Below are 13,187 nucleotides of genomic sequence, written 5' to 3' on the forward strand. Positions count from 1 at the left end.
GGATCGCGTGAAGGTTGAGATAAATAACAGGCGGGTATGTGAAGTGAGAGAGACAAATAATATAATAGAAGAAGGAACAGAGGAAAGCAAACTGCCGGTTTTGCGTATTTCCGTGACGAATCTGGAAATTACCGTGGAAGAAGGCAAAGTATACCATAGTTCTTTTATAGTTGAAAGTGAAAATAAAATACCGGTAAAAGGAATTGTTCGTTCCACCAACGATAAAATAGGTCTGGAAAAGACAGAGTTTGATGGAATACGGACAGAGATTCCTTATTATTTTAAAGGAAAACTGGCAACGTCAGGCAACGAGTTTGAGGGAGATTTCCTTCTGATTACCAACGGAGGCGAATATAATATCCCTTATCGTGTGGTTGTGACGCCTGTCATGGCCGACACCTCCATCGGGCGCATCTGCCGGATGGAAGACTTTGTGCGGCTGTATCATGAGAATAGGCAGGAAGCCATGGAGCTGTTCTTCCTCCCGAATTTTTCCACTATATTTCTGAAGGATCTGCCGGAGCAGGACGCCATGTACCACAGTCTTATGAAGAGCCGGTCCAGAAATATGATCGTGGAGGAATTCCTGACGGCGGCAGGATGGAAAGAACCTGCCGTCCTCGCCATAGAGAAAAAGCAGGTTGTTCTCGACGCGGGAAAAGATAAGGAGACAATCTGCATCACTCTGACGGCAGATGGTTATACGGAAGGAACCATCACTGCGGAAAAAGGGCAGGTTCAGATTTCTGTACTTAAGTTTACCAGCGCGGATTTTGAAGAAGGCAGGCTGGAACTCACTGTGGAGAAAAATCACAGTTATGCCATGGGAAGCGATGTGATCCGGATTCGTACCGTTCGTCAGGAGTTTGAGATACCTGTGGAATGGTGGGGCACCCTTCCGACGGTGTCCAGGGAGAGAGAAGTCAGAAGCCGCATCAAAAGACAGAAGGCGGAATTGATGCATAATTATCTGTTTTTCCGTACAGGAAGCATCGGATTTGAAGATTTTGCGGAGGAATCAGAACATGTGCTGGATGAGCTGATCCATCTGACAAAAGGCGTACAGTGGCAGATGTATCGCATACATCTTCTGATCATGGAAGAACATCCGGAGGAAGCGGAAGAATTGCTTCAGAAGATAGAAGAAGAGCAGCGGGAAGGGGAGACGGAGCCGCTGCTTGAAAATTATCTGCTGTACCTGAAGGCGATGCTTTACCGGACGCCGGAGACCATATCGGCGGCTGTCATATCTATCCGGGATTTTTACGAGGTGTCTGCATACAAAGCAGAGGCGTTGTGGATGCTGATTTATCTGGACAGAGAATATGTTTATAATAAGCGTCTGCAGTATGATACTATCCGCCAGCTTTTTCAGGAAGGGAAAAACAGCAGTCTCTTATTCTTTGAGGCATGCGAGATTCTCAATGAAAATCCAAACTTTATGGAAGAGCTTGGCAGTTTTGAGGTTAGTATTTTCCGGTGGGGCGTCCGTTATGGGTATATTTCCATGGCCTTGGCTTACCAGTTCGCAAGGCTGGCGCTGAGGATGAAATATTACAGCAGCGCGATATTCTTTATTGCCAAAAAGTTATATGAGATAGAGCCTGACGAGCGGTTTTTACAGGTCATCTGTTCTCTGCTCATCAAGGGAAACCGCAGCGGCAGGGAATATCATGAGTATTTTAGAAAAGCGGTGGGCGCTAATCTGAAAATCATCGGACTCAATGAATTTTTTATCCGAAGCATGGATTTTAACAGCTTTGAGATCATTCCGCATCGGGTGCTCATTTATTTTACTTACAGCAACAGTCTGGATTCCACGGAGAAGGCATACCTTTATTCAAATGTACTGGAGAATAAGGATGCCTGTGATGAGGTGTTCGGCGCTTATTATTCCAAAATGATCCCCTTTGTGGAGGAGCAGCTTCTGAAAGGCCGGATGAATGAGCATCTGGCTTACCTGTATCATTATTTTCAGAAAGAGATTCTGGAGAAGCCGGCAAATACCAAAGCGGTCTGCGATATATTATTTTACAGGAAGATTATATGCAGCAACAGGAATATGATCGGCGTTTATGTTTCCCGTCCGGAGACCGGAGAGGAATTCTATTATCCGTTGTCCGGAGGATTCTGCTATGCGGAGATTCCTACCCGCCGGGCACAGCTGTATTTTGTGGACAGCAATGAACAGAGATATGTGTCGGGAATTTCTTACAGGGAGGAACCGTTTCTGTCTCCGGAACAGTTCCCGAAGGAATGGATTCAGAAAAACATGGCTAACAAAAGAATCCTTCTGTCTTTGTCTGATAAAATAGGAGGAGATCTGAAAGCGGAAGATATGCCGATTCTGCAGAAAATAGCTTTTCATGAGGATTATCAGCCGTGGATCCGGCGCCAGGCAGCTGAGGAAATGCTGCTGTATTATCAGAAGCATCAGGAAAAAGAGGCGCTGGCAAAATGGCTGGACAGAATTGATTATTCCAATGTGACAGCCGGTTTTCGCAAGACTTTGATGGATTATTATATGGAAGTCGGAATGATAGAAAATGCCTTTTTCGGCATTGAACTATATGGCTGCAATATTATGGGCGCAGTGAAGCGTCTGCGTCTGGCGTCTTTCGGCGTCGCTCACAGCGAAGGGGAAATGGATGAGACTACGCTGTATCTTGCCTATTCAGCCTTTGTGAGCAAAAAATATAACAGGGATACGCTGTCGTATCTTATGACACATTTTGAAGGCGAGCTGGAAGATCTTCTTCTTATCTGGGAACGGAGCCGGAAGTTTGCTCTGGAGACAACAGCCCTGGAACAGCGGATGCTGCGTCAGAGCATGTTTACCGGGAATGACGCCGACGGCCTCTTTTCTGTCTTTGAGGTGTATTACGATCAGAATGAAGGAGATCAGGTGACGGAGAGTTACCTGCAGTATGCTTCAGAGCGGGAACGGCGCGGTATTCTTGAACTGCCGGAATCGATTCATGGAATCATTGGCCGTGAGATTCTCGCAGGAAGAATCCGTGACCGTCAGACCATGATACATTTTCTCTACTATTTTGCGCCGCGGGAAGCGTGGATGGAGAAAATTAAGGACGCGGCAGTGTTCATTATAGGAAAGTTCCTGAAGGAAGAATATTACCTGCCGGTTTTCTACGCCTACCGGCAGTGGATCGCTCTTCCGGTGGAATATCTGGAGAGGACTTTTCTGACCTATTACGGAAACCGCGGGAGCAATGTGGTGCTGTATTATCAGGTGGAAGGAGAAGATGTACTCGTTCGAAAGAGACATCTTCAGGAAATATTGCCGGGAATGTATGTCTGTACCATGTTCTTCTATCAAAATGATCATGTTAATTACCGCCTGGAAGACGGCGGCGAGGTGGTCAGCGACGAGACGGTCATCCGTTTCGATACCTTTGAGTCAGAAGGGGACGAGAGCCGCTTCTTTGCTCTCAATGATCTGAGCGCGGAGAGCTGCGCTCCGGAAGAGCTTGCACAATATCTGATAAAAACGTATTTTACAGATTATATGATGAAAGTATTATAACATCGCCTTCGCAGGAGGCGGAATGGAGTATGTTATGGGAGAACTTGAAACAAGAAAATTTGCCGGGATCGATCTGGGGAAATATGCGGTACAGCTGAGTGTCTATGATGAAGCGGCGGCGGAAACCACCGAGGAAAGTTTCCCTCTGCCGGAAAAGGAGCAGGAGGATTACATTGCCAGCGGACTTTTTTATATCCGGCGTTATATGGAGGCCAATCACATAAACTGGGAAATGTACCAAGGCGTTTACTTTACCATGGAAGACACCTCGCGACAGTGTCGGAAACATCTGGAAGAACTGTTGGACGAAGATTTTAAGAAAAGGCATTCTGTGAATGTGATCACTCATTTCCGTTCTTTTGTGGAATATGTATTTCATCAGGAGCGGGCGGTATGGGACAGAAATACCCTTCTTCTTGATTACTCAGAAAATGTACTCCGTTACATTTTGGTGGAGCAGATCCGTCCTTCCAGACAGAAAGCTTATCGGGCGGTGTTGAAGGAGATGAATCTGGAGGAACAGGGCATCCACGAGGATGACGAGAACCGGGATTATCATTTCAGCAGACTGATGAAACAGTTTCTGGTGAAGAATCCGGCACATATAATTTTTCTCACAGGAAGAGGATTTGAAGGCAATTGGATGAAGAAAACACTGACATATCTGTGTGCCGGAAGAAGAGTCTTCATGGGACAGAATCTGTACGCCAACGGGGCATGCCTGCTGGGGCTTGGCCCGGTACAGCTGATGGAGGACGGCATGCTGCTGATGCAGGGACCGGACATGGTATATCACACCATCGGCATCCTCACGCAGGAGTCGGGAAAGGCAAAATATGTGCCGATCACGTCCATCGGCCGGGAGTGGTATAATACCGTCGGAACTGTCGATATTATTCTGGATAAAAGCCAGAAGGTGGAATTCTTCTATCATAATACGAAAGAAAATGAGATGGAAAGCGCCGCCTGCGAGATCAGGGATCTCCCGGCGCGGCCGCCAAAAACAACCAGAATCCGCATTGAGGTACAGTTTACCGCACAGACAGAAGGCGTGATTCTGTTGAAAGACATGGGATTTGGTTCCATGTTTCCCGGTACGGGAAAGGTAACGGTTTTTCCATTTAAGCTGATATCGTGATAAGGAGGAGACTATATGCGGGAATCGATTATCTGTGTCGGACGGACTGGAAAAGAGCCTTATCGTTTTCCGGAGACGGGCGTACAGATTTTTTCCTATGAAGAACTGTGTTATTATCTGAGCGGACACATGCTGCTCTATTTATATACGCTGCCGGAGGAGGAGCTTTTGCTTTACATCCGTGATGAGCTGGGCCTTGAGAAGCTGTACCGGCAGCTTTCGAAATTAACAGATCCTGGAAGAGACCAGATGAAATATTTTGCTGCGCTTTTCCGGGAGGGGAATTATTTTTCTGAGGAGGAAATACGCGAGATCCTGGATGAGTACAGGGATTTAAAAAATACGCCGTATCCTGTACAGTGCAAATGGACGGGCGATATGCTTCTTGAAGCGGGACGGGCGTCCATGGCCATCCATTATTATAAAGAGGCTTTGAAACCGGAAACTATGGGAAAGATGGATACCGGTGCCGCCTATCACAACATGGCGGTGGCGAAATCACGGCTGTTTCGTCTGGAGGACGCTAAGATTGATTTTGTGAAGGCGTACCAGTATGCGGGTGATGAAGAGTCTCTTTTTTACTATTATGCGCTTATCGCATTTACGGAAAATATGGAAAAAGCAAAAGAAGAGATGGAATCTTTTAAGATATCGGAGTTGTCGCAGGAATCTTTTGAGAACCGTTTTGCAGCTATTGCCGAGGCTTATCATTGCAGCAGTCTGGCTGAAAAACAGAAAAAAATCGAATATTTGCTGCAGAGGGAAAAAACTGAGGAAGCAGAGAATATTTATGAAAGATTTGTGCGGGAGCTGCAAAAGGACTTCCGCCCTGAGATGGAGATGGAAGATGATTTGCTGACTGCAGGGCTTCCTGTGCGGAAAGAATAGGTAAAAAGATACACACAAGGCTGAAAACTTGTGGTATAATAATTGCGCTTGTGCGCGACTAAAAGCGATTGCATCGCTTCTGATTGCGGAGCATTTTTATAACATGACAATTTAGTATTCCAGGAGGACATAGATTTATGGCAACAGAGATGAATAAAACTTACAATCCTGCTGAGATTGAGGACAGACTCTATCAGAAATGGCTGGATAAGAAATATTTCCATGCGGAAGTGGACCGCAGCAAGAAACCGTTCACCATCGTGATGCCGCCGCCAAATATCACCGGCCAGCTTCACATGGGACACGCTCTTGACAACACTCTGCAGGATATTCTCATTCGTTTCAAGAGAATGCAGGGCTACAACGCCCTCTGGCAGCCGGGAACCGACCACGCCAGTATTGCCACGGAGGTCAAGGTTATCAACGCCCTGAAAGAAGAAGGTATCGAGAAAGAGGATCTGGGAAGAGAAGGATTCTTAAAGAGAACCTGGGAGTGGAAGAAAGAGTACGGCGGACGTATCGTCAGCCAGCTTAAGAAGCTGGGTTCTTCCGCGGACTGGGACAGAGAGCGCTTTACTCTTGATGAAGGCTGCTCCAAGGCAGTGGAAGAGGTTTTTATCAAGTTATACGAGAAAGGTTACATTTACAGAGGTTCCAGAATCATCAACTGGTGTCCGGTCTGCCAGACATCCATCTCCGATGCGGAGGTTGTGTACGAAGATCAGGCGGGATTTTTCTGGCACATCAATTATCCGATCGTGGGAACTGACAAATGTATCGAGATCGCAACGACCCGTCCGGAGACCATGCTGGGCGATACAGCCATCGCCGTGCATCCGGATGACGAGAGATATAAAGATCTGATCGGAAAGATGGTTCTTCTTCCAATTGTGAACCGCGAGATTCCAATCGTGGCGGACACCTATGTGGATAAGGAGTTCGGTACAGGAGCCGTTAAGATCACACCGGCCCACGACCCTAACGACTTTGAGGTGGGACTGCGCCATAATCTCGAAGAGATCAACGTCATGAATGACGACGGAACCATCAATGAAAACGGCGGCAAGTTTGCCGGCATGGACCGCTACGAGGCAAGAAAGGCTATCGTAAAAGAGCTGGAAGAAGAAGGCTATCTGGTAAAGATCGAGCCGCACAACCATAACGTAGGTACTCACGACCGCTGCCACACCACCGTGGAGCCGATGGTGAAGAAACAGTGGTTTGTTCGCATGGAAGAGCTGGCAAAACCAGCCATCGAGGCAGTGAAAAACGGAGACCTCCGTTTCGTGCCGGAACATTTTGACCGGACATACCTGCACTGGCTGGAAAATATCCGCGACTGGTGTATTTCCAGACAGCTCTGGTGGGGACACCGGATTCCGGCCTACTACTGTGACGACTGCGGCGAGATCGTGGTTTCAAGAACTCAGCCGGATGTCTGCCCGAAATGCGGCTGCAAACATCTGACACAGGACGAGGATACTCTGGATACCTGGTTCAGCTCCGCTCTGTGGCCATTCTCCACTCTGGGCTGGCCGGAACAGACCGAGGATCTCGATTATTTCTACCCGACCAACGTGCTGGTGACCGGTTATGATATTATCTTCTTCTGGGTTATCCGTATGGTATTCTCCGGATATGAGCACACCGGCAAATGTCCGTTTAACGACGTGTTCATCCACGGTCTTGTGCGGGATGAGCAGGGACGCAAGATGAGCAAGTCCCTGGGCAACGGTATCGATCCGCTGGAGGTTATCGACCAGTACGGCGCCGATGCGCTGCGTCTGACTCTCGTGACAGGAAATGCACCGGGCAACGATATGCGTTTCTCCGAGAAGAAGATCATCGCCAGCCGTAACTTTGCCAACAAAGTATGGAACGCTTCCAGGTTCATGCTCATGAATATAGAGAAAGCCGACCTGAGCCAGGTGAGCCTTGACGACCTGACGCCAGCCGACAAATGGATTCTTTCCAAGGCCAACACCCTTGTAAAAGAAGTCACCGACAACATGGAGAACTACGAGCTGGGTATCGCAGTGGCGAAGCTGCACGACTTCATCTGGGAAGAGTTCTGCGACTGGTATATCGAGATGGTAAAACCGAGATTATATAACGACGAGGACGCCACCAAGGCAGCGGCTCTTTACACACTGAAAAATGTACTGGTCATCGCCCTGAAGCTCCTTCATCCGTATATGCCGTTTATCACAGAAGAGATTTTCTGCAGCATGCAGGATGAGGAAGAGTCCATCATGGTATCCGACTGGCCGGTATTTAAAGAAGAACTTGACTTCAAGGCAGAAGAAAATGAGGTGGAGGTCATCAAGACCGCTGTCCGCAACATCCGTAACCTGCGGGCGGACATGAACGTGCCGCCGAGCAAGAAAGCAACCGTATATGTGGTGTCAGAGAAAGAAGAGATCCGCGGCATCTTCGAGAACTCCCGCGTCTTTTTCGCCACCCTGGGCTATGCCAGCGAAGTTATCGTACAGGCAGATAAGACAGGAATCGCGGACGACGCCGTATCCACAGTGATTCCGGATGCAGTGATCTACATTCCGTTCGCCGAGCTGGTGGATGTGGAAAAAGAGATCGCCCGTCTGGAAAAAGAAGCAAAACGTCTGGCCGGCGAGATCAAACGTGCCAACGGCATGCTGAACAACGAGAAGTTCATCAGCAAGGCGCCGGCAGCCAAAGTAGAAGAAGAAAAGAAGAAATTAGAGAAATATACCGCCATGGCTGCACAGGTGGATGAGCGGCTTGCACAGTTAAAAAAATAACCTATGCGAAAGATGTGTCGCAGCAGGGACAATGGCAGCTGTGTACATTTGCTGAAAGCGGGACAGGAGGCAGATACAGCGATATGACGATTGACGAGCTGGAGCAGGAAATATCGGCTGTTCCCCGGTTTGGAACCGGGGGCGGCCTTGATAATTTAAGAAAGTATCTGGATATTCTGGGGCATCCGGAGGAAAATCTGAAAGTCATTCACGTGGCCGGGACCAACGGCAAAGGTTCTGTCTGCGCTTTTTTGGAATCCATTCTCCGTACGGCCGGATATCGCACAGCTCTCTTTACTTCACCTCATCTGGTGCATATGAACGAGAGGTTCCGCATCAACTTTGAGATGTGTTCTGATGCTGAGCTCATAGAGGCGTGGGAACAGGTGAAGGCTCTGCTGCCGGACGGAGACGGCGCGAGAAAGCCGCTCACCTATTTTGAGATTCTGTTTCTCATGAGTCTGCTCATTTTCTCCCGGAAAGATGTGGATTACTGCATTATGGAGACGGGGCTTGGCGGACGGCTGGACGCCACGGTGCTGACGGTGCCGGTTCTTTCGGTGATCACATCCATCAGTCTTGACCATACGGCGATTCTGGGGGATACTATTGAAGCCATTGCAGCCGAGAAGGCAGGCATCATCAAAGAGGGAGTTCCCGTGGTGGTTCTGGATGAGAATAATGGCGCTTTTTCGGTAATCAGTAAGAAAGCTGAAAGAAAAAATTCTCATATTTACAGAATTCGTTCTGAAAAAATAACATTTTTAAAAAAAACAGAGAATAAGATTGATTTTTCTATCAATAGTAGTTATTATAAGGATAGTCCTCTGTGTATTACGGATACGGCGGATTACCAGATATATAATGCGGCGCTGGCTGCTGTGGCGGCCAGGGTGCTTTTGCCCGGACTGAAGCACGAGGTACTGCAGAAGGGGCTTCTGGCAATGCGCTGGGAAGGAAGAATGGAAGAGGTCCTTCCTGATGTTTACGTGGATGGCGCCCATAATCCGGGCGCTGTGGAGCAGATATGCCGGACGGTCGCCGGGAAAGGCGGCAGATGGCGCCTGCTATTTGCCGTATGCGGGGACAAGGATTATGAGAGTATGATCCGGACGCTTTCGGATTTTCCGTGGCAGACGATTTATATTACAAAGATGGAAGGAACAAGGGGCGCCGATACAGAAGAGATTCTTAAGTGTTTCCGCCAGACGGCGGACGCTCCCTGTTATGTATTTGAGGAAGCGGAGCAGGCTTTTGAGGCGGCTTTGCATGATAAGGACAATGAGGGACGCCTGTTGTGTCTCGGTTCACTGTATCTGGTGGGCGAGATCAAGAGGCGCAGAAACATATATTTTGGAAAGTGAGGATTCCCATGATTGATTTTAATCTTGAACTTAAGAAGTTTAAACCGGCTGTAGGCGTAGAAGTAGGAGAGGATAATCTCTTTGATGACGATATCAAGGATATCACCGATTTGGTGGAAGAACTGGTAAAAGAACAGCGCAGCAGTAAAAACGAGAAATAGTTTTCCCGTCAGTTCACAACAGTTTACGATGTGTAGGAGGAAGTCACATGAAATGTGTTAAATGCGGCCGTACAGTTGGGGCTGATGGGTTCTGTACCAGCTGCGGTTTTGATAATAAACATGTTGCAAAGGCATGCAATACAGCCAATTATTATTATAATATCGGTCTGGAAAAGGTGGAGATGCGGGATATGACCGGCGCAGTGGCGCAGCTCCGCAAAGCTCTCACCTATAATAAGGAGCATAAAGACGCCCGGAATCTTCTGGGACTTGTATACTATGAGACTGGAGAAGGCGGCAAGGCGTATATCCAGTGGAAGATCAGCGCGCAGCTGAATTCTGTGGAGGAGAATGCCGCCAACAAGTATATCAAGGAGATGGAAGAACATCCGGCGGTATTTGAGGAGATTAACGAGACAGCCAAGAAGTTTAACCAGGCGCTGGTATACGCCAGACAGGGCAGCGACGACCTGGCTATGATTCAGATAAAGAAGGTACTGAGTATCACGCCGAATTTTGTGAGAGGACATCTTTTGTTTGCGCTTCTGCATATGCGCGCCGGCGATAATGCCGCTGCGAAGGCAGATCTGAACAATGCGCTGGCGGTGGATAATTACAACACAACAGCCAGAAGATTTCTCATGGAGATCGGAGAGAATCCAATGGCGGCGGCGGAAACAGTTCCGGTCGATAATCTGAAGCCGGATAACGAGAATCTGAAAAATGTCCGCCCGGTTGATCATTATGAAGATCCGAGCAAGGAGACATGGAAGCAGTTCGTTTACATGCTCATCGGTCTTGCCATCGGTGTGGTTGCCATGTTTGTTCTGGTCATCCCGAGTGTTCGTGCCGGCGTCAGCGTGGATTACAACAATCTGAAAGAAGAATACAATGAGACCGTTGCCCAGAAAGACGGAGAGATCAGCCAGCTGCAGAGCGACAAAGAGACTCTCCAGAACGACAACGACGACTTAACAGAAAGAATCAGCGTATACGAGGGAAGCGACGGCAAGGACAGTATGTATGATTCTCTTTTAAAGGCAAGCCAGGCTTATAACGACAGAGATTATGTGACCTGTGCCGAAGAACTTTCCAATGTAAAGAGAAGCGCACTCCCATCCAAGACATCCAAGGATTTATATACATCCATGAGCGAGACCGCTTTCCCGGCTGCTGCCGAGGAACTGAAAGCCAGCGGCGAGGCTTCCTATAACGCATACCGTTATGAAGAAGCACTCGAGGATTTGGAAGCATCTTATAAATATAAAGATGATGATTATGAGACTCTCTATTTGATTGCCATGTGTTATAAGCACACCGGTGACATGGACAAGGCAACACCATATTTCTATGATATAATTAATAATTCCGGTGATAACGATCTGATTCGTCGTGCTTCTAATAATGGACTGGAGATGCTTGTCAACGCAGGTAAAGAAGCTGCCGCAGAGTATGCGGAAAAGAACGGCAAAGGCAATAATGACGAGTCGTCCAACAATGACAATAACGACGAAAACAACAATAATAACGAAGATAATAACAACGATACGAACAACAACAGCGACGACGCCGAAGAAGAGACCACGGAAGATGAAGAAAGTGGCAGCAGCAGAAGCACCAGGAATTCCAACAATGATGAAGAGGAATAGGACGGGCGTCCGGATATTAATAAGAAGTTAATAAAAGAATAAGATAAAAAATAAGTTCGACAGGATTTGTCGGACTTATTTTTTTGTTTTGAGTATGATGTTTCTGAACATAGAATCAAAAAAGGGGTATGTCCGCAGGAACTGCAGACTGCCCGCATAACATCAGGAGGAGTGGGAAAATGAGATATTGTCATGTAAGAAACCGATGCCTGGTTATCCGGCTTCCGGGAGAAATTGACCATTGTCAGGCGGAAGCGATACGGGAGGAATGCGAAATCATGTTTATGAAGGCAATAATTCAGGATGTCATTTTCGATTTTACGGCTGTCAATTTCATGGACAGTTCCGGCATAGGACTGATTCTCGGAAGACTCCGGCAGGTGAGTCCGATAGGAGGAAACGTATATCTTTTTGGCGGCAGCCCATCCATGCGGAAAATGTGGGAAATGTCCGGCATTCTGGGAAAAGTGACAGTGCTGGATACCGTTGAAGAGATGAAGGAGGTCTATGAATGAAAGATAAAATAAATGGTACAAACCGTATTGAGATGACATTTCAGAATTTACCTGAAAATGAGAGGATAGGCAGGACACTGGCGGCGGCGTTTGCCTCTGTGCTGGATCCTTCTATGGAAGAACTCTCGGACTTTAAGACCGCGGTATCGGAAGCTGTCACCAACGCTATCATCCACGCATATCCGGAGACGCAGGGGGATATTATCATGGTGTTTGAGAGGGAAAATAACGTGGTGCGCGTACATATCAGAGATTTCGGAGTCGGGATTGCTGATGTAAAAAAATCCATGGAACCGCTGTACACTACGCTGGAAAGTGGTGAGCGCTCAGGTATGGGGTTTACATTTATGGAAGCGTTTACTGACCATGTGGAGGTGGAAAGCGAGCCGGGAAAGGGGACAAGTGTTTCATTGACGAAAAAAATGGGAGGAGAGAAGTGGAACAAACCTGTGAATTGATCAGACAGGCAAAAGAAGGAAATATGGAAGCACGTTCCCGGCTGGTTGAAGAAAATGTCGGGTTAATCTGGAGTGTCGTCCGGAGATTTCAGGGGAGAGGTTATGATAATGAAGATTTATTTCAGATTGGAAGTATCGGATTGCTCAAATGCATCGACCATTTTGATCTGAGCCGCGATGTGAAGTTCTCCACTTATGCGGTTCCTCTTATCATGGGAGAGATCAAACGTTTTCTCAGGGATGACGGCATGGTAAAAGTCAGCCGCAGTTTAAAAGAAATCAACTATAAGATAAAAAAAGAAACGGAACAGTACCAGAGAGAGTATCACCGGGAGCCGACGCTGGAAGAGATTTCCGTGACCCTGCAGATTGACCAGACTGACATTCTCATGGCCATGGAATCCGGACAGGAAATAAGCTCCCTGCATCAGGTAATCTATCAGAGCGATGGTGACGAGATTCATCTGGAGGATAAAATCGAGCAGCAAAATGATGAGATTGAGGAGGCGGTGAACCGCATGTATATTTCCCAGCTTCTGGACCAGCTTGAGGATCAGGAAAAACAACTCATAAAACTTCGGTACTTTGAAAATAAAACGCAGACGGCGGTGGCGGAGGTTCTGGGCATCTCTCAGGTGCAGGTGTCCCGTCTGGAAAAAAAAATACTGGAAAAGCTGCGCAATGCATAAT

At 47.6% G+C, this 13,187-nt stretch carries 10 protein-coding genes; all 10 read left to right on the forward strand.

What is annotated here, in order from left to right; all coding sequences use genetic code 11:
• Nucleotides 1-7 precede the first annotated feature (7 nt).
• The 10 genes from B5F87_RS01895 (at nt 8) to B5F87_RS01935 (ending at nt 13,186) form a co-directional block, all read left to right on the forward strand.
• Nucleotides 8-3,544: a DUF5717 family protein gene (locus tag B5F87_RS01895; protein ID WP_087275855.1), complete on the forward strand. Its 3,537-nt coding sequence runs from the start codon at nt 8-10 to the stop codon at nt 3,542-3,544.
• 22 nt (nt 3,545-3,566) lie between these two features.
• Entirely contained in the window at nt 3,567-4,682 is a 1,116-nt protein-coding gene (locus tag B5F87_RS01900) for a DUF5716 family protein (RefSeq protein WP_087275858.1), read from the forward strand.
• A 15-nt stretch (nt 4,683-4,697) separates the two neighbouring features.
• Nucleotides 4,698-5,570 carry a hypothetical protein gene (locus B5F87_RS01905; protein ID WP_087275861.1) on the forward strand — a complete coding sequence of 291 codons (873 nt, stop codon included), beginning with the start codon at nt 4,698-4,700 and terminating at the stop codon, nt 5,568-5,570.
• Between the two features lie 137 nt (nt 5,571-5,707).
• Nucleotides 5,708-8,350 carry a valine--tRNA ligase gene (locus B5F87_RS01910; protein ID WP_087275864.1) on the forward strand — a complete coding sequence of 881 codons (2,643 nt, stop codon included), beginning with the start codon at nt 5,708-5,710 and terminating at the stop codon, nt 8,348-8,350.
• A gap of 83 nt (nt 8,351-8,433) precedes the next feature.
• Complete coding sequence (locus tag B5F87_RS01915) at nt 8,434-9,714, forward strand: folylpolyglutamate synthase/dihydrofolate synthase family protein (RefSeq protein ID WP_087275867.1); 1,281 nt, start codon at nt 8,434-8,436, stop codon at nt 9,712-9,714.
• Nucleotides 9,715-9,722: 8 nt separating this feature from the next.
• The gene (locus B5F87_RS20880; RefSeq protein WP_158096917.1) at nt 9,723-9,875 is read left to right on the forward strand and encodes a hypothetical protein; all 153 of its coding nucleotides are present in this window, start codon (nt 9,723-9,725) and stop codon (nt 9,873-9,875) included.
• 47 nt (nt 9,876-9,922) lie between these two features.
• Nucleotides 9,923-11,524 carry a tetratricopeptide repeat protein gene (locus tag B5F87_RS01920; protein ID WP_087275870.1) on the forward strand — a complete coding sequence of 534 codons (1,602 nt, stop codon included), beginning with the start codon at nt 9,923-9,925 and terminating at the stop codon, nt 11,522-11,524.
• 179 nt (nt 11,525-11,703) lie between these two features.
• A complete protein-coding gene (locus B5F87_RS01925) occupies nt 11,704-12,039 on the forward strand; it encodes an anti-sigma factor antagonist (protein ID WP_158096918.1) in 336 nt (111 codons plus the stop codon).
• A complete protein-coding gene (gene spoIIAB / locus B5F87_RS01930; RefSeq protein WP_087275876.1) occupies nt 12,036-12,497 on the forward strand; it encodes an anti-sigma F factor in 462 nt (153 codons plus the stop codon). Before B5F87_RS01925 ends, spoIIAB begins: the two co-directional genes overlap by 4 nt.
• Nucleotides 12,476-13,186: a SigB/SigF/SigG family RNA polymerase sigma factor gene (locus B5F87_RS01935; protein WP_087275879.1), complete on the forward strand. Its 711-nt coding sequence runs from the start codon at nt 12,476-12,478 to the stop codon at nt 13,184-13,186. The genes spoIIAB and B5F87_RS01935 overlap by 22 nt, the downstream gene beginning before the upstream one ends.
• Nucleotide 13,187: the final 1 nt, after the last annotated feature.

This window comes from Eubacterium sp. An3, assembly GCF_002159465.1.
GTDB classification, from domain to species: domain Bacteria; phylum Bacillota; class Clostridia; order Lachnospirales; family Lachnospiraceae; genus Anaerobutyricum; species Anaerobutyricum stercoris.

What these genes read in the sequence shown, in the direction of transcription:
- B5F87_RS01905 (WP_087275861.1), top strand. Translation starts at nt 4,698, where the DNA reads ATGCGGGAATCGATTATCTGTGTCGGACGGACTGGAAAAGAGCCTTAT.
- B5F87_RS20880 (WP_158096917.1), top strand. Translation starts at nt 9,723, where the DNA reads ATGATTGATTTTAATCTTGAACTTAAGAAGTTTAAACCGGCTGTAGGC.
- B5F87_RS01920 (WP_087275870.1), top strand. Translation starts at nt 9,923, where the DNA reads ATGAAATGTGTTAAATGCGGCCGTACAGTTGGGGCTGATGGGTTCTGT.
- B5F87_RS01925 (WP_158096918.1), top strand. Translation starts at nt 11,704, where the DNA reads ATGAGATATTGTCATGTAAGAAACCGATGCCTGGTTATCCGGCTTCCG.
- B5F87_RS01915 (WP_087275867.1), top strand. Translation starts at nt 8,434, where the DNA reads ATGACGATTGACGAGCTGGAGCAGGAAATATCGGCTGTTCCCCGGTTT.
- B5F87_RS01910 (WP_087275864.1), top strand. Translation starts at nt 5,708, where the DNA reads ATGGCAACAGAGATGAATAAAACTTACAATCCTGCTGAGATTGAGGAC.
- spoIIAB (WP_087275876.1), top strand. Translation starts at nt 12,036, where the DNA reads ATGAAAGATAAAATAAATGGTACAAACCGTATTGAGATGACATTTCAG.
- B5F87_RS01900 (WP_087275858.1), top strand. Translation starts at nt 3,567, where the DNA reads ATGGAGTATGTTATGGGAGAACTTGAAACAAGAAAATTTGCCGGGATC.